General features: G+C 41.5%; 20 protein-coding genes and 1 pseudogene. 13 read left to right on the top strand and 8 right to left on the bottom strand.

Features of this window, described 5'->3' with window-relative positions; translation table 11 throughout:
• Window positions 1–12: 12 nt before the first annotated feature.
• The 5 genes from HC643_RS10950 to cobU form a co-directional block, all read right to left on the bottom strand.
• Window positions 13–252: a hypothetical protein gene (locus HC643_RS10950; RefSeq protein ID WP_038082451.1), complete on the bottom strand. Its 240-nt coding sequence runs from the start codon at window positions 250–252 to the stop codon at window positions 13–15.
• 117 nt (window positions 253–369) lie between these two features.
• Window positions 370–612, bottom strand: coding sequence for a hypothetical protein (locus HC643_RS10945; protein WP_167844657.1), 243 nt, complete (start codon window positions 610–612; stop codon window positions 370–372).
• 198 nt (window positions 613–810) lie between these two features.
• A complete protein-coding gene (locus HC643_RS10940; protein WP_038082448.1) occupies window positions 811–1,050 on the bottom strand; it encodes a hypothetical protein in 240 nt (79 codons plus the stop codon).
• A gap of 285 nt (window positions 1,051–1,335) precedes the next feature.
• Entirely contained in the window at window positions 1,336–1,767 is a 432-nt protein-coding gene (locus HC643_RS10935; RefSeq protein WP_038082446.1) for a hypothetical protein, read from the bottom strand.
• A gap of 123 nt (window positions 1,768–1,890) precedes the next feature.
• Window positions 1,891–2,460 carry a bifunctional adenosylcobinamide kinase/adenosylcobinamide-phosphate guanylyltransferase gene (cobU, locus tag HC643_RS10930; protein WP_038082445.1) on the bottom strand — a complete coding sequence of 190 codons (570 nt, stop codon included), beginning with the start codon at window positions 2,458–2,460 and terminating at the stop codon, window positions 1,891–1,893.
• A 176-nt stretch (window positions 2,461–2,636) separates the two neighbouring features.
• Here cobU and HC643_RS10925 point away from each other — a divergent pair, with 176 nt between their 5' ends.
• The 7 genes and pseudogenes from HC643_RS10925 to HC643_RS10895 all read left to right on the top strand — a co-directional run.
• Window positions 2,637–3,407, top strand: coding sequence for a hypothetical protein (locus HC643_RS10925; protein ID WP_038082444.1), 771 nt, complete (start codon window positions 2,637–2,639; stop codon window positions 3,405–3,407).
• Window positions 3,408–3,719: 312 nt separating this feature from the next.
• A complete protein-coding gene (locus HC643_RS10920) occupies window positions 3,720–4,658 on the top strand; it encodes a glycosyltransferase family 2 protein (protein ID WP_038082443.1) in 939 nt (312 codons plus the stop codon).
• A gap of 12 nt (window positions 4,659–4,670) precedes the next feature.
• Window positions 4,671–5,612 carry a glycosyltransferase family 2 protein gene (locus tag HC643_RS10915; RefSeq protein WP_038082442.1) on the top strand — a complete coding sequence of 314 codons (942 nt, stop codon included), beginning with the start codon at window positions 4,671–4,673 and terminating at the stop codon, window positions 5,610–5,612.
• Window positions 5,613–5,898: 286 nt separating this feature from the next.
• On the top strand, window positions 5,899–6,471 hold the full coding sequence (gene hpsU, locus HC643_RS10910) for a hormogonium polysaccharide biosynthesis acetyltransferase HpsU (protein WP_038082441.1): 573 nt from the start codon (window positions 5,899–5,901) through the stop codon (window positions 6,469–6,471).
• A 110-nt stretch (window positions 6,472–6,581) separates the two neighbouring features.
• Window positions 6,582–6,797: a hypothetical protein gene (locus HC643_RS10905; protein ID WP_038082440.1), complete on the top strand. Its 216-nt coding sequence runs from the start codon at window positions 6,582–6,584 to the stop codon at window positions 6,795–6,797.
• The gene (locus HC643_RS10900) at window positions 6,798–7,082 is read left to right on the top strand and encodes a type II toxin-antitoxin system RelE/ParE family toxin (protein WP_038082438.1); all 285 of its coding nucleotides are present in this window, start codon (window positions 6,798–6,800) and stop codon (window positions 7,080–7,082) included.
• A gap of 6 nt (window positions 7,083–7,088) precedes the next feature.
• A pseudogene (locus HC643_RS10895) lies at window positions 7,089–7,271 on the top strand (colanic acid biosynthesis acetyltransferase WcaF); the annotation flags it as partial.
• On the opposite strand, the gene HC643_RS10890 reads toward HC643_RS10895, so the two are convergent.
• Both HC643_RS10890 and HC643_RS10885 read right to left on the bottom strand, forming a co-directional pair.
• Window positions 7,260–7,841 (bottom strand): CAP domain-containing protein, encoded by a 582-nt coding sequence (locus HC643_RS10890; RefSeq protein ID WP_038082436.1) that lies wholly within the window; start codon window positions 7,839–7,841, stop codon window positions 7,260–7,262. The pseudogene HC643_RS10895 and the gene HC643_RS10890 sit on opposite strands and share 12 nt — an antisense overlap.
• Window positions 7,842–7,981: 140 nt before the next feature.
• Window positions 7,982–8,281: a hypothetical protein gene (locus tag HC643_RS10885; protein ID WP_038082434.1), complete on the bottom strand. Its 300-nt coding sequence runs from the start codon at window positions 8,279–8,281 to the stop codon at window positions 7,982–7,984.
• A gap of 207 nt (window positions 8,282–8,488) precedes the next feature.
• On the opposite strand from HC643_RS10885, the gene HC643_RS42075 reads away from it, so the two are divergent.
• A complete protein-coding gene (locus HC643_RS42075; RefSeq protein WP_272899734.1) occupies window positions 8,489–8,614 on the top strand; it encodes a hypothetical protein in 126 nt (41 codons plus the stop codon).
• A gap of 16 nt (window positions 8,615–8,630) precedes the next feature.
• On the opposite strand, the gene HC643_RS10880 is transcribed toward HC643_RS42075, so the two are convergent.
• Complete coding sequence (locus tag HC643_RS10880; RefSeq protein WP_038082433.1) at window positions 8,631–10,136, bottom strand: phenylacetate--CoA ligase family protein; 1,506 nt, start codon at window positions 10,134–10,136, stop codon at window positions 8,631–8,633.
• 92 nt (window positions 10,137–10,228) lie between these two features.
• On the opposite strand from HC643_RS10880, the gene HC643_RS10875 reads away from it, so the two are divergent.
• The 5 genes from HC643_RS10875 (at window position 10,229) to speD (ending at window position 15,317) form a co-directional block, all read left to right on the top strand.
• A complete protein-coding gene (locus HC643_RS10875) occupies window positions 10,229–10,462 on the top strand; it encodes a hypothetical protein (RefSeq protein WP_038082470.1) in 234 nt (77 codons plus the stop codon).
• 6 nt (window positions 10,463–10,468) lie between these two features.
• Window positions 10,469–10,591 (top strand): hypothetical protein, encoded by a 123-nt coding sequence (locus HC643_RS42070; RefSeq protein WP_272899733.1) that lies wholly within the window; start codon window positions 10,469–10,471, stop codon window positions 10,589–10,591.
• Between the two features lie 145 nt (window positions 10,592–10,736).
• Window positions 10,737–12,440, top strand: coding sequence for a serine/threonine-protein kinase (locus tag HC643_RS10865; RefSeq protein ID WP_038082431.1), 1,704 nt, complete (start codon window positions 10,737–10,739; stop codon window positions 12,438–12,440).
• A gap of 90 nt (window positions 12,441–12,530) precedes the next feature.
• On the top strand, window positions 12,531–14,690 hold the full coding sequence (locus tag HC643_RS10860; protein WP_050045669.1) for a serine/threonine-protein kinase: 2,160 nt from the start codon (window positions 12,531–12,533) through the stop codon (window positions 14,688–14,690).
• A gap of 192 nt (window positions 14,691–14,882) precedes the next feature.
• Entirely contained in the window at window positions 14,883–15,317 is a 435-nt protein-coding gene (gene speD, locus HC643_RS10855) for an adenosylmethionine decarboxylase (RefSeq protein ID WP_038081850.1), read from the top strand.
• Window positions 15,318–15,412: the final 95 nt, after the last annotated feature.

The following is a 15,412-nucleotide window of genomic DNA, read 5'->3' as shown; positions in this document are numbered from 1 at the left end:
TTTCTCGTGCATTTACCACCAGAAAAAACGTTTTCTTCGGCGAGACTTCGAGGGTTTGTTAGAAACAAACGATTGCTCCCAAGCAAACTGAATTTCTTCTGACGTTAGCCCAGGGTTGCCAAATAATACACCAGCCCCCAAAATAAACAAGTAAGTATTTATGTCAAAACCAACCCGAGATGCTCCTCCACTGACGGCAGCAGATTCTTCAGAATTTAATTCTGTAAAAAGCGGGTTTTTTTCATCTTCCATCGCTTGCAGATGATAAATAGATACAATGGCGAACTACCTGACAACCGAAGAGCATTCAAAATAAAATGAATATGAAAGTTATAGTTTATTACCTTAAGCCAATTTCGGCTTTGCTAGTTAAACCCATAAACTTCCATAATTCTTGTAAAAACCATAGCCTCCAAATAAGCCGTTAAAGATATAGTAGGTGTCAAATAACTCAAGTAAGTCTTCACCAAGTTCTATCTTTTTGGTTTCTACCTTGAAGCTTTTAGTTTGAGAGTCATATTTAGCTCTCAGAACCATCAGTCCACCTGCAATTGCAGCTGATTCTTCCATTGTTAATCCCGTAAAAAGTGATTGGTTTTCAGTTATTTCCATCTCCGGCTCCTTAAAAAGAATTTCAGAACTTCGCTTCAATACTCAACATGGAAAAACCCGGTTTCTCTATGTTGCAAAGCTTAATTTTTGTTAGCGTATAGACGCTCCATGGTGCGCCTATACTGAAGAACCGGGTTTTTGAGATTAATGAACTAGGGCGTATCCCTTTTTGCAAGTTGATGAAAGATATGAAATGTTTTAGTACTTACCAAAAGGTGCTAATGCTGGGTCAGATCCATAAAGTGAGTTTTCCCAAGCAAATTGAATTTCTGCTACAGTGGGTACAAAGGGTACACCATTACCAAATACTGCTGCGGCACCTAGTCCAAAAAGATATTTATCGAGGCTAAAACCACCAATAAATACACCTCCACTAACACTAGCAGATTCATCAGATGTAATGTCAGTAAATAGTTCTTCCTGGGTGTGAGCTTGCATAGGTTTTCTCCTGATTTTGTATTGAAATTGTTTTAGTATAAGCAAATTGTTGATTTCTTTTTTGGTCTTTCAACTTCTTGCTTATATTGATAAGATATCAAGGCATACTTCAGATATCATTTACATTTTCTGCTAACTTTATTACCTAGTTCAGAAGAAAATTTTGTCGAATTACGAAACTATCTATTTCCTAAAAATACATATAAAAAATGTAGGGGCGCAATACTTTGCACCCCTATGATTGAATCTATTTGATTTTATCGAGAACTACGACTATCTAATCTACTACTTCCCTATTGAAGATAGACCGCTTACAAGCCGATCGCGAATCGCTTTTAATTCTTGTTGGCTATCAACCGGACATCGAGGTGGGGGTAACTCAGTATTAGGCCATCCAGCTACATCAAAGCAAGGGCACAGCAAAGGAGGCATACCCATATTTCTTGCAGGTATTGGCATATTGCAACGAGCGCAAGGAGTCACATCCCAAGAAGGCGACAGCAACTCCGCTATTGTTTCGTGAGTACCTTCTAGATAACAATCACCCCCCTCAGGAGAAGTAATCTGCTCCCAACACGCTTCAAATTCGTCACTATACCGATTGCCCTTAACAACTTCCTTTAGCTGCAAGGTTGCAGCGCCGTTGTCGATAACAACCCTTTTGCCTAGCTGAAACCAGTAAGCTAGATACCGTTTAACGTCTTTTGTTGATGCCATATTACAATTTTATAGTTTGTCTCTGGACTTTTCAGTTGCGAATCTTGAATAAAGAATTAAGAATAGTTTCTAATTAATTAGAAATGATTCATGAGTTATGAATCATCTGTCATTGGTTATTAGTCAATCATTTTCCTGAATCCCTTGTATTCCTCGATCGCGTAGCGGAGAACCGAGGACGCTGAGATTAAGAGCATAACCTCCAGTCACCAAATAAACGGTATCGGCAATTCCACCTAACTGACGCACCAAAGAACCCAAGCGATCGCGAAACGTTCTCCCGGTAGAATAAGCAGGTACGACACCCCAACCTGTCTCCTCAGCAACAAAAATCATATCAGCCGCCACAAGTTGCACGGTGTCTAAAAACTCTTGAACGGTATTTTGCCAGTTCCAATCATCTTGTTCTAAAAGATTGGCAATCCAAGTTCCCAAAGCATCTATCAAAAGGCAGGTATTTGGTTTAGCTTCAGCTAGCGCTGCTGACAATTCATACGGCACCTCCAACGTCATCCAATTTTGGGGACGTCTTTGTTGGTGTTGTTGAACTCGTTGCATCCACTCTTCATCATCTGAATCAAGAGTTGCTGTTGCTATATAAACAACTGCTTTGCTTGACTGTGCTGCCAAGGTTTCTGCCCATTCACTTTTCCCAGAACGTGTTGGTCCGGTCACCAAGATAATTTTACTCAAAGCTATTTACCAAATTTTTTCATCTCGAGGCTGGCATTTTGTAGCCTAATAACTTTAAATATAATGACTGGCAGGATTTGAAGGATAAAGTGTAGAGTAAATAAGTGTAATTTATTTTACATCCGTTATCCTTCATACTTTATCCTCAATCCTTCATCCTTACTAGAGATATTTATATGAGAACAGGAGTAAAACGCATAGAAGCAACTTTACACGATTTGGGGACTCGCAACACTGCTTCCACCGAACCAGAGACTTCGACCAAGAAAGCTTTATCATTTCGGATTAGTCTTGGGACATCAGAGGCATCTTCTAGTACTGAAATACCAACTGAAAGTGAGTTAACTACGCAACTAGAGCAGGATTTACCCCCTCACGATAATTCCGTGCAGACTTTTCCCGCGCAAGAAAACGGTTGCAAAACACCCAGTCTCCCAAAATTGAAAACTCCTAACTTTTCCAGCCATCGCAATGCAGCTAATCCAGGATTGGCAATGAATATATTGCTAGAAATCCAAGAAACAGTTGCTTCTTGGCAAACAGAATTACAAACAATTGTTAAGCAAATTCAAGATATTTATTTAGAGGGACCAATTGTCAATGGTTGGTTGGAATCTCGCGAACGCGAATCACAGCCAGGAGGAACCGCAACACTGCGACACGCAGAAGTCGATCGCCTTATGGATTATGTAGAAGAAATTTGTACATCTGACAGTAATGTTGCCTGTCAGTCACCTCGTGCTGGGTATCGTTTGTGTGGTTTGGATGCCTCAGGTCGAGTCTGGTCGCGTCCGTGTCCGCAGGAGCAAGTTGCTAGTGTCAGTGTAGCGATCGCTCGTTACCAAAAGCTGCGCCAGCTCTTGGGGCGCAAGCAGTATTTAGAAACCCGTCTTGCACAACTTGCAGAAACTCTTGTGATTTTGCACGGTCACATTCAAGCACAGTAACTTATAATTCCCAAACTTCCACCGCCCCAGTAAGACTCACTCGTGTGGGGCGGACGTCTCCCTTTTGTTTACCAAATAAGCAAGAATACTTATTGCATGAGAGAAATAGTTTTCTTGCCCATCCGTGTCTAAAAGAAAATACCAGAAAAATAAAGAATTCTTTCGATTTCTCCGAAAAAACTCGGTTGGTGAGATGTAAATCTTTGGTATAGATTAGCTCCAGAGTAGGCTAAAACAGTAATCAGTGAAAAGTTATTAGTCATAACTGATAACTGATAACCCACAGCTGATAACTGATAACGATGACTAAATATGCCACAAATACCAATTTCTGCCATTATTTGTACTCACAACCGCGAAAAATACTTAGGGGCTGCCATCGATAGTCTTTTGGCACAAGATTTTGCTGGAGACTTTGAAGTGATAGTTGTGGATAATGGGTCGAGCGATCGCACTCGTGAAATTACGGAACAAAGAAACCACGACCTACGGCTTAAGTATATTTTTGAACCAGTATTGGGACTTTCCGTTGCCCGCAACACTGGCGCTCAAGTAGCTAGTGGGGAAATTTTAGCCTACCTAGACGACGATGCAGAAGCGAGCTCGCGCTGGCTGCAAGTTTTGTACTCAGCGTATCAGGACAACCCCAAGCTAGCAATTGCTGGTGGCAAAGTTACCCTACTGTGGCCTCAAGGAATGCAATCCCCAAGTTGGCTATCTACCGGATTAGCAGCTAACTTAGGAGCATACGATTTAGGTAACAGCTTAGTCTACATCCAAGACCCAGGAATGACCCCTAGGGGCTTGAATTACTCCATACGCCATAGTTTCCTTAAAGAAATAGGAGGTTTTGATACAAATCTTGGTCGAGTTGGTACTAAGTTACTCTCTCATGAAGAACTGCAAATGACCGAACTTGCTCTCGATCGGGGGATGCAGGTTGCTTACCTTCCAGAAGCTCTTGTAGCTCATAACGTTGCTCCCGAACGCCTTCAACGCTCTTGGTTCCTCAATCGGGGCTGGTGGCAAGGGATCAGTGATTGTTACCGAGAAGAACTGGTTGGCAAAGCTGGTATAAGTCAATTGCTGCGTGGCGGCGAGCGATTCTTACGCGGGCTGTACAAATCGTTGCAGCATTTTTCAGACCCAGCAGAACGCTTTGACAAACTTGTTTATGCTTATGGTCAAATTGGTTATTTAAACGCTGCTATTAAGGGTCTTTTACTCACATCCAAAAAAGATAACAAATAAAGCTTATTGATTATGTCTTCCAAAATACCAGTTTCTGTACTTATTCCAGCAAAAAACGAACAAGCTAATTTACCTGCTTGTCTGACAAGCGTTCAAAGAGCAGATGAAGTTTTTGTTGTTGATTCTCAAAGTAGCGATAAAAGCGTTGAAATTTCTCAAAATTATGGTGCAAACGTTGTACAATTTTCCTTCAACGGACGCTGGCCTAAAAAGAAAAATTGGTCTTTAGAAAATCTACCCTTTCGTAACGAATGGGTGCTAATTGTTGATTGCGACGAACGCATTCCCCCTGAATTGTGGGATGAAATTGCCCAAGCTATTGAAAATCCTGAATTCAATGGTTATTACCTCAACCGTCGAGTTTATTTCTTAGGAACATGGATTCGTCATGGGGGCAAATATCCTGATTGGAACTTGCGTTTGTTCAAACACAAAAAAGGTCGTTACGAAAACCTCAATACTGAAGATATTCCCAATACAGGCGATAACGAAGTTCACGAACACGTTATTTTGGATGGAAAAGTAGGCTACCTCAAACATGATATGTTGCATGAGGATTTCCGCGATCTCTTCCATTGGATAGAGAGGCACAACCGTTATTCTAACTGGGAAGCCCGTGTTTATCACAATTTGCTCGAAGGCAAAGATGATAACGGTACTATCGGTGCGAGTCTCTTTGGAGATGCCGTGAAACGCAAACGCTTCTTGAAAAAAGTTTGGGTACGATTGCCATTTAAACCATTGTTACGCTTTGTTTTATTTTATATTATTCAACGCGGGTTTTTAGATGGCAGAGCGGGGTACATTTACGGACGGCTTTTAAGTCAATATGAATATCAAATTGGTGTCAAACTTTACGAATTGCGCCAACATAATGGACGCTTAAATACCTCATCTCAACCCATTGTACAGCCGCCCTCCTTACCTAAAGAAATTGGGCACACAGTAATTTGAAGAAGGCAGCCTTGCTGGAGGCAGATGGCAGAAGGCTCACTTCTGTTGGGGATTCTGACCCCAACCGATTGTAGACACCGTGTAGACGGTGGGGTTTTATACCCCTTTGGCAGAGGTCAGACGGAATAGAAGGGATTACTTGTTACCTTTAATACTTATTCCTCCCTTCTGCCCTCTGCCCTCTGCCCTCTGCCTTTCCCAGATAAATTAGTGGTTAGTGGTTAGTGGTTAGTAGTTATTTTTATCCACGAACAACTAACCAACTAACAACTAACAATTTTCTTGTATGACAAATAACACACCTTTTGTAGATTTACGCAAATACGACCAATCTTGGTTTGACCGAGGGCGACCCGGCTGGTATATCTTGCTGTGGTGGTTTGTACAAGCGATCGCTTTTCCTCTGACACCTCACCCCTTCAATGGCTTGCGCTGTGCTTTGCTGCGTTTGTTCGGTGCTCGTATCGGTCAAGGGGTTCTGATTAGACCAACTGCTCGTTTCACCTATCCATGGAAAGTCACTATTGGCGATTACAGTTGGATAGGAGATGACGTAGTTTTCTACAGTCTCGATTGTATTGACATAGGAGAACACTGCGTCATCTCCCAAAAAAGCTACCTGTGTACTGGAAACCACGACCTTCGCGATCCAGCTTTCGGCTTAAAAACAGCAAGTATTACCGTTGGCAATGGAGCGTGGATAGCTGCAGATTGCTTTGTGGGACCGGGAGTTAAAATTGGGTCTAATGCTGTGATTGGTGCTCGTAGCAGTGTTTTTAGCGACATACCTCCCGCACAAGTTTGTTGGGGAACTCCCTGTGTCCCACGTTATGAAAGAAAATGTGAGTTAACCTCGTAAAAATAACTGCGTAATATAATAAGTCCTGCCAATTCTTCAATTATCGTCCTCACAACCTCTGAATTTGTTTCTTTATAATAAAGAAGTTTACAATAATAGAAAATTTACTGATGACACAAGCTTCAAAGTTTGAGCAGGTTTTAGAAAGCGTTGAGACTTTATCGATTGAGGAACAAGAGGCTCTTATCGATTTGGTACAACGACGATTGGCTGAACAGCGACGTTCAGAAATTGCTGCTAATATTGCTCAAGCACAGGCAGAGTATCAAGCAGGTAAAGTATTTCGAGGAACAGTTGAGCAGATCATTGCTGAGTTGAGGCAGTAAGTGAGAACGATAGTTTTAGCATCTTCGTTCAAGCGAGCTTTCAAAAAATTGGTACAACGACGACCGGAAATGCAAGAACGCATTGAAGAATGCTTAGTCCTCTTAGCAACCAATCCATTCGATCCAATTTTGCAAACCCATAAGCTTAAAGGTAAGTTACTTGGGGCTTGGGCTTGTTCTATTGAATATGATTGTCGTATTGTGTTTAATTTTGTTGAGAATTCAGACTCTGGAGAAGAGGAAATATTCTTGATTGACATTGGTTCTCATGATGAAGTGTATTGATCGAGGATGACTACTGGCAATGAAGCGTGGGTAGCTGCAGATTGCTTTGTGGGACCGGGAGTTAAAATTGGGTCTAATGCTGTGATTGGTGCTTGTAGCAGTGTTTTTAGCGACATACCTCCCGCACAAGTTTGTTGGGGAGCTCCCTGCGCCCCCCGTTATGAACGAAAATGTGAGTTAACCTCGTAAAAATAACTGCGTAATATAATAAGTCCTGCCAATTTTCCAAACGCCGACCCCAGTCTCTTTAAAAATGGGACGTAGGATATTCTCCCGGTGTCCGGGGCTTTTCATCCAACCATCCACCGCCACTGGTACGGGTCGGGGAATATTTGTGCTTTTAAATAAATTTTCACCAACCACCCAGTAAATAATTCCTCCCGATCGCGCTCTTTGGGAAAGGGTGCTACCATCAGATCCAGTATGGCTAAAAAAGTTTTTCTCGGCCATTTGCCGACTGTACCTTCGGGCTACTTCTGCTAGCTTTTCATTGTTTTGCAAAGGTTTTAAGCCATATTTAAGGCGAACTTGATTAATATCTTGCCTAACAGCTGCCTCAATATTGGCTGTTGCGGAAGTTTGGGCAAGAACAGCAGGTTTTTGAGGTTTGCCAGATGGTACTTCAATTTTGGGCAGAGGAGGTAAATACTCTACAGCTTCCTCACACCCGGCGATTAAAAATGCAAGTGTTATTCCTATAACCGGGATTATTGGTGCGATCGCACTTCTGTACTTAGATTTTATATGAAATTTCAACATACGCCTTAGCTACTTTTACCCTTTTTTCTTACATCATTATTTTTCATTTTATTAACTAGTTTTGGATATTTAGCTTCTACCATTTCTAGAACTTCTTTCTCTTGCTTTTTATTAGCTTTACCAATTAAAGTATTAAAAATTTAAAATGAAACTTCACCTTTTTTTATTCTTTTATCCCTTTCTAGTGCTTGATACAGCTTCCAAGCAGTATCAAAATCAGGAGTAAATTTTAGTAATAGATTTAAAGTCAATGAATTATGTGCAACATTTTGTTTACACATTAGCTCGTGTACGTATATTGCTTTATTAAAAGCTTCTTTATTTGTCCTATCAATTTTATATAAATCTTCTTCATGAGAATTTTGTTTTGGAATTACGATTGAGTCAAAGTCTGGTATCCAAAGCACAATAGTGCTATCAACAGACAATGAGGACGGCATATTTTTCTTCTGAAAAATTTTTATCCAAAAATGTCTGTAGCTTGTAAAGATCGAGCTTGCTTAATTACTGAGTATAGAAAAATACTAGTTTTCCAGACATTTAGTTTAAAATATTTACGACAAAAGCCTAACCTAACTGACTCTGCTTCGCAGCATATGTTTTTCTACAATTCTCTTTGTGGATATTACTGAAGAATTGAATTTAACTTGATAACTTTCTCAACTGTAGATAGTTTACAATTAAGCCGTTTTAACTGTTCGAGAGTAGAAAATGCGATCGCTCTGTTTAAAGTGAAGAGAAAAACAAGCGATCGCAATTTAGCAGCTAGGTAAACAATTGCTTCTTATCTCATTTTCTCGTATATCGATGCTTAACTCCAATAGGAAAATACTCAGGGTCGCCTAATGGTGCTAAAGCGACTTGTGGTATCTGGTATTCTGAAGGTACATAGTTAGCAAATTCACTATTGAGACGTTTTAGCTGTTCGAGAATAGAAGATGCGATCGCTTGTGTTTTATCCTCACTTTCTTCTATACCTGGTGCTAATTCCACCACTACAGATAAGTAGCGATTTTTATCTGCATCTTCCTTCACCTGCAACACAAACTTACCTGTCACCCATTCTCTAATGACTGGTTGCTCGAGTCCTACAGTGACATTTTCTGGATATATATTCGCTCCAAAATAAGAAACCGTAAAGTTAGAGCGTCCAAAGATATACACAAACGGTAGCGAACGAATTCCTCTTCCACCATTTGTTTGCAATTCTGTAACTGGATCGAAGCCCCATTTTGCTAAAAACTCAAGCATAGCATTGTAAGGAACTATACCTCCATTATCCAATATATTATAACGCACGAGAGGGATGCCGTTGTTTCCTGAAAATAACAACGCCCCATCTTTCACTTCAAAAAAGCGACTGATGGGGTCGTATTGTACGAGTGTAGGTAAACGAGATTCACCAAATAAAGCACGCGCTGCTTCTGGATTGTTTGATAAAAAGCGGCGAATACAAATACTTAAAGGTGTCTCATTCCCCAACACCCCTGCATCAGCCGTACCGTAGAGAGACGCCGAATCGTAACAGAAATTCCGGGAACCGAGGCGATCGCCAACTAAACTGCGCCATTCCTCACTAAACACCTCTCCCGCCATCACCAACTTTACCTGATACCTCTGCCACTCAATCCCACGAGCTATACCAGTATCAATAACATCTTTTAAAAAGGGTGGATATCCCAACAAAACAACTTGCTCAAAAGCCGAACCCAATTCCCGCACAACTCGAAAAATTTCTTCTTTATTATTACCAGGAGTTACCACAGTAATGGGATAACCTTTGCTTGCAAGATATCGGCAGCAATTAGCTGTAAACATACCACCAACCCAGGTTCCTAGAGTGAAACAAATAACAGCGAGAGTGGATTTTGTATCGGCGGCAAAACTATCATGAAATACCTGCTCAAAACGCGTTGCAATTTGCATTTCATCTGAGAAAAACCGAGGCCAAAATGTAGGTTTCCCTGTAGAACCAGAGGAGACAGCGATCGTATCGCATGTTTCTAACTGTCCGTGACGGCATAAGTTCGCTAAAGAGTAATGCTGCAAGTAATTTTGTTTTGTCAGTTCTGGAAGCCGTTGGAAATCATCTGTAGTTTGGTACTCATCAGGATTGATTGCGTGTTGTGCCAAGAAATCTTTGTAAGCAGGGACATTACCAGCCACATCGTGAAATAATGCTATGGCTGCTGCGGAAGCATCCGTATTGATATGTTGCTGTAGGAGTGAGTCTAATGGTGTAGTTAAAAACTCTTGAAATGCTGCAATCGCACGTTGCTGTTGTTCTACCTTCATTTCCAACACTCCCCCGGTTTTTGTATAGCTACAGATTGAATGGTTCAACCATTACAATAGAAGCACATTTCGCAAATTTAGTCGCATTTTGTATGACAACCGTTATCTCCAGACCCTCACTCTTACCTAGCAGTATCCAAGTGGAAAAGGTGGATAACTTCCACATCTTTACATTTAATGATGAACTGCAAGCACGGATGGAAAAACTTTTAGAACGTAAAAAAGCTGATTTACTGACTCCTGAAGAAGTCATTGAACTTGAGGAAATTGGAGAGAGGGACAGGATTTTCACTCATATAAATGCGATGTTGGTAGCTCAGGGATGACCGTTGATGATGTTAGCAGAGAGTTTGTGCGAAGACGAGCAAATTATCTGTGTGAGTATTGCCACTCTCTCGAGCGTATTTGCACAACAAGGTTTACAGTTCTTAAGTGCGGAGGCGGTAGGCGAATAACGGGGGAAACCCCTGCAACGCACTGGCTCGTCTTTGCGGTTCATTACAGATAGGTAAACTTGAGGCGAGAAGGGAATAATATGCGTAAATGGAGCTAACCGCCTTGTAGCCATTCATAAAAATCTTTGATTCATCCTTCAGCACCATGCACGTCTATTGCAGCAAAAATCACGCCAATAAAGAGGGAAACCGCTTTTGCACCCAGTGCGGAGAACCATTGCCTCTTGCACCAGAGCAGGTTGTGGACAATCGATATCGAATTATACGTCATTTAGGGCAGGGTGGTTTTGGGCGTACCTATGTAGCTGAGGATTTAAAGCAGTCTCCACAACAGTGCGTGCTGAAGGAATTTGCTCCTCAAGTTGAAGAAAAGCAAGATTTACAGAAAGCAAAAGAGCTTTTTGAAAGAGAAGCGAGTGTTTTGAAACAACTACAGCATCCCCAGATTCCACGTTTTCACGAATCGCTACAAGTAAAGTTGGGTAACAAAGATTTTTTCTTGCTAGTGCAAGATTATGTAGAAGGTGACAATTATTGGGATCTCTTACAAGAGCGTAACGAACAGGGGCAAAGCTTTAGTGAAGAAGAAGTCGTCAAACTGCTGCAACAACTGCTACCTGTACTATCTTACATTCATTCTCGCAATGTGATTCACCGAGATATCTCTCCTGATAATTTGATTTTACGGCGTACCGATCGCATGCCAGTGCTGATTGATTTTGGTGGTGTCAAACAATTACCAGCGTCTAAAGGTTTTTGGTTTACTCAACTCAGTGGTAATCACACTATTTTAGGGAAAAAAGGATATGCGCCAGAAGAACAGTTACGTCAAGGTAAAGCATTTCCTTGTAGTGACTTATACTCATTAGCGGTGACTGCTCTCGTATTATTAACAGGAAAAGAACCGCAGCAACTTTACGATACTTATGAAGGGAATTGGCGTTGGGGAACAGACATTCAAGTCAGTCCCAAACTAGAAGCAGTGTTAAAAATAATGCTAGCCTACAAACCGAGCGATCGCTACCAAAAAGCGGATGAAGTTCTGAAGAACCTACAACTCTACGCTCCAGCCAAACCAACAAGCACCCATCAAACGACCAAAATCAAAACAATGGTTGTTGCGCCGGGACGAAAACCCATCAGGACTCTTGTTACTAACTTTCATAACAGAACTCAAGCAATTGCCCAAACACTTCCTTTACCTGCTTGGCTTCGCCCCTTTGCTATCAGCCTTGTAGGGACAAGTGTTGTTCTTTTAACATTTGCGGGAACTTGGGCGCTCGTCAATGCGGTGATTGCTGCGGTATCATCTATTACTATACCAAGCATTTCTTTACCAAAATTACCAGATGGTTCCAAACCAGCTAGCAATCCCTCAAGTAACAACGAAGGAAATCGGATAAACGCGATCGTGAGTCGTCGCCAACAGCTTGGAATTTCAGACGCCTATTTTACACCAACAATAGATAAAATTTTTTATACCAAACACCCTGAAGCACGAGGACGTGCTCTGACAAACCAGCCAGAAGACGCTGCTTTAAGAAATAACTGGTATCGTATTGCCGAAGACTTGCTAGATAAGTTAGAAAGGGCAGAACTAAGCACCAGCGCTAGAAACAAACTAGGAAAGTACACCGGTACAGATTATCAAAATTGGAGGAGACAAGCAGAATCAGGACAATTAGGAGACTACAGTATCGAACAACTAACCACAGACACAAATAAAAAGTTTGATAGATTATTTCCAGGGTTGCGCCGGGGTCAGGAGAAACTTGAAACTCAAACATACGGTCAAATTTGGTATGCCATAGCTGCGGATAGAGTGAGTAAACTAGAATCTGCAAACTAAGAGAGGTTAGTGGTTAGTTGTTACTCGTTAGTGGTTTCCCTCTACTAACCACTGACAACTAATCGCTAACAACTAACCACCAACGTTATTATGGTTTATTGCTCCAAAGGACATGAAAATCCCATAGCTAGCCGCTTTTGTCTTCATTGCGGCGAAAAATTGGATAGCCAGGGAAATTTTGCTGGTATTCAACCGGGACAGACTTTGGGCGATCGATATCTTATCGTGCGTCAAATTGGTAAAGGAGGATTTGGGCGCACGTATTTAGCTGAGGACAGTAATCGTTTTAATGAGCTTTGTGTTTTAAAAGAATTTTCGCCTCAAGTTCAAACACCATATGTTTTACAAAAAGCGGAAGAACTCTTTCAACGGGAAGCTACTGTTCTCTATAAGTTACAACATCCGCAGATACCCCGGTTTCGAGAATTATTCCGCAATAAAATACACGGTAAAGAATATTTATTTCTCGTACAAGATTACGTAGAAGGGCTAACTTATAGCTCTCTATTAGAAGCTAAAAAACAACAAGGGGTGGGATTTTCAGAAGCAGAAACGCGTTTGCTGTTAGAGCAAATTTTGCCAGTTCTACAATACATTCATTCTATAGGAGTTATTCACCGCGATATTTCTCCTGATAATTTAATGCTGCGCCAGATTGACCAATTGCCAGTTTTAATTGACTTTGGTGGTGTCAAACAAGTGGCTGCAACTGTTGAATCACAGTATTATCAATCAGGTGCTGTAGTATCCCCTGTCCCTCCCACGCTTCTGGGTAAAGCTGGGTATTCGCCTCCAGAACAGATGCAGACAGGTTTAGTTGAACCTCACAGCGATTTGTACGCTTTAGCAGCAACAATTCTCGTTTTACTAACAGGCAAACAACCACAAGAATTAATTGATACACAAAGTCTAACTTGGCAGTGGCGGTTGTTCGCGAACATCACCCCTTCTTTTGGGATGATTTTGGATAAAATGCTGTCACCAACACCAGGACTCCGTTTCCAAAGTGCAACTCAAGTCCTTCAAGCACTTAACCCAATCCCAGTTGTTGCGCCACCACCTCCTCCCCTACCAATACCACCACAACGCACGGAACAAACCCTAGCCGTATCTCCGCCATCCCCACCCTCTCCCCCTCCCCCTATCTCCCCCTCTCCCCCTCTTCCTTTATCTCCCTCTCCCTCCACCAGCTGGTGGACGCCAGCGAAAATAATAGTCATAGCAGCAGTATTAACCATTACTGCTGGTGTAGGTTTTTGGGGAGTTACTCAGTTAATCAACTCTTCTTCCGATGAAATTTTGTCATCAAACGACCCCAAGTTACCCCCAGAAGAACGACAGCGTAAAGCAAGACTTGAGGAACGCCGACAACAGTTGGGGATCGATGTCAAATTTTTAAATGATGTTGTCAATCAATTGTTTTGGGAAAAAAACCCGAATTTACGCAACCGCGCTCTGACAGATTCTCCTAATGATTTACAATTAAGAGCAGATTGGGACGCAATTGCTGATGACACTCTATCCAAAATCTCTGTCTTGAGTTCTGGTTCTCGCAGACAGTTGGGTAGTTTTACCTCCGCCGATCGCGATCGCTGGAAAGTGGAAGTCAATAAAGTTAATGTTGGCAGCCGTTCTTTATTTGATTTGGGAGATGCTGTTTTCTTTAAGTACTTTCCACAACAACGGGGTAAGAATTTTATTAATCAACCGATTGGGCAAGTATGGCATGGATTTGTAACTGATAAACTCAACGCTATCCTCGCAGGAAGTGCTTTCAGAAAAATTTCATTTGAAACAGGAGCTACAAGTACCACACGCAAGGGAACTTTAAAACCGGGTGAAGGTCAAGTTTTTATAGCCGACCTTCGGAAAGAGCAGCTGATGGAAGTCAGACTGAGCGCAAGTCTCAAAATTTTGCTTTCTGTCTACTCACCTAGTGGCAAACTGAAAATTTTAGAAGATTCACAAAAACGGAATTTATCTCTCAAACTTACCGAAAGCGGATTTTATGAATTTGTTGTTGTCTCTACAGCCTCAAGAGACGCTTTAGATTACGCTCTAACCATTACTGCAACTACAGAAGATCCCATCCCACCTCCAACTCCAACGCCCACAGAAACACCTACACCTACAGAAACACCTACACCCATAGAGACACCTACAGAAACACCTACACCTATAGAGACACCTACAGAAACACCTACACCCATAGAGACACCTACACCCGCACCTGATGAATCAAATATATAAATCCCAAAATAAAATTTTATAACAAATAACTATACACAAAATTACTTTAAGTATGCCACAATGGCCGTTCTGTGCATAACTGCACAGCAGCCTCTTAAGTACAATAGCTAACTTGAAAGTAGCGAAGTGTGTATTTAATGCCAGGGGTTCATTTTTTGTAGTCTTCTGTGTTTTAAGGGTTAAAAATTGGAAATGCAATCTTACCCGGTGGGGGACACACCTTTGGTTCCAGTTGGCAGACACTGCATTTTAGAGCTTTATGACTGTCCAACACACCTACTTAACAATCCTGTTTTTATTAAACAGGCTCTTGAGGAAGCAGCTAAAGTGGCAAAGTCTACTTTGCTTTCTGAGGTGACTCACCATTTCGAGCCTTATGGAGTCACTGGTCTAGCACTTTTAGCTGAGTCTCACATCTCAATACATACTTGGCCGGAATATGGCTATATAGCTGTGGATATTTTTACCTGCGGCGAATATGCCGAACCGGAGAAAGCTTGCAAATACTTAGTGCAAGCTTTCCAAGCTAGCAGTCATACCCTCTTAACGCTTCCCAGAGGGAAGTTATCGCCTGAAATTCAAAAACGACTTGAGGAGAGTTTGGTTCTTCAAGTTGCCGAGTGTTAGGCATATCAGTAAATAGTACACCGTTATCAGTAAACAGTACACAGTCTTCACTGATAACTGATAACTGATGACCGATAACTATCAAGGAGTAGAGA

This window comes from Tolypothrix bouteillei VB521301, assembly GCF_000760695.4.
GTDB classification, from domain to species: Bacteria; Cyanobacteriota; Cyanobacteriia; order Cyanobacteriales; family Nostocaceae; genus Scytonema; species Scytonema bouteillei_A.
The sequence above is the reverse complement of the archived record's forward strand: the minus strand, read 5'-3'. Positions and strand labels throughout refer to the sequence as shown.

What these genes read in the sequence shown, in the direction of transcription:
- HC643_RS10905 (WP_038082440.1), top strand. Translation starts at nt 6,582, where the DNA reads ATGACACAAGCTTCAAAGTTTGAGCAGGTTTTAGAAAGCGTTGAGACT.
- HC643_RS10865 (WP_038082431.1), top strand. Translation starts at nt 10,737, where the DNA reads ATGCACGTCTATTGCAGCAAAAATCACGCCAATAAAGAGGGAAACCGC.
- HC643_RS10890 (WP_038082436.1), bottom strand. Translation starts at nt 7,841, where the DNA reads ATGTTGAAATTTCATATAAAATCTAAGTACAGAAGTGCGATCGCACCA.
- HC643_RS42070 (WP_272899733.1), top strand. Translation starts at nt 10,469, where the DNA reads ATGATGTTAGCAGAGAGTTTGTGCGAAGACGAGCAAATTATCTGTGTG.
- HC643_RS10920 (WP_038082443.1), top strand. Translation starts at nt 3,720, where the DNA reads ATGCCACAAATACCAATTTCTGCCATTATTTGTACTCACAACCGCGAA.
- HC643_RS10940 (WP_038082448.1), bottom strand. Translation starts at nt 1,050, where the DNA reads ATGCAAGCTCACACCCAGGAAGAACTATTTACTGACATTACATCTGAT.
- HC643_RS10935 (WP_038082446.1), bottom strand. Translation starts at nt 1,767, where the DNA reads ATGGCATCAACAAAAGACGTTAAACGGTATCTAGCTTACTGGTTTCAG.
- HC643_RS10860 (WP_050045669.1), top strand. Translation starts at nt 12,531, where the DNA reads ATGGTTTATTGCTCCAAAGGACATGAAAATCCCATAGCTAGCCGCTTT.
- hpsU (WP_038082441.1), top strand. Translation starts at nt 5,899, where the DNA reads ATGACAAATAACACACCTTTTGTAGATTTACGCAAATACGACCAATCT.
- HC643_RS10915 (WP_038082442.1), top strand. Translation starts at nt 4,671, where the DNA reads ATGTCTTCCAAAATACCAGTTTCTGTACTTATTCCAGCAAAAAACGAA.
- HC643_RS10885 (WP_038082434.1), bottom strand. Translation starts at nt 8,281, where the DNA reads ATGCCGTCCTCATTGTCTGTTGATAGCACTATTGTGCTTTGGATACCA.
- speD (WP_038081850.1), top strand. Translation starts at nt 14,883, where the DNA reads ATGCAATCTTACCCGGTGGGGGACACACCTTTGGTTCCAGTTGGCAGA.
- HC643_RS10925 (WP_038082444.1), top strand. Translation starts at nt 2,637, where the DNA reads ATGAGAACAGGAGTAAAACGCATAGAAGCAACTTTACACGATTTGGGG.
- HC643_RS10875 (WP_038082470.1), top strand. Translation starts at nt 10,229, where the DNA reads ATGACAACCGTTATCTCCAGACCCTCACTCTTACCTAGCAGTATCCAA.
- HC643_RS10880 (WP_038082433.1), bottom strand. Translation starts at nt 10,136, where the DNA reads ATGAAGGTAGAACAACAGCAACGTGCGATTGCAGCATTTCAAGAGTTT.
- HC643_RS10945 (WP_167844657.1), bottom strand. Translation starts at nt 612, where the DNA reads ATGGAAATAACTGAAAACCAATCACTTTTTACGGGATTAACAATGGAA.
- HC643_RS10950 (WP_038082451.1), bottom strand. Translation starts at nt 252, where the DNA reads ATGGAAGATGAAAAAAACCCGCTTTTTACAGAATTAAATTCTGAAGAA.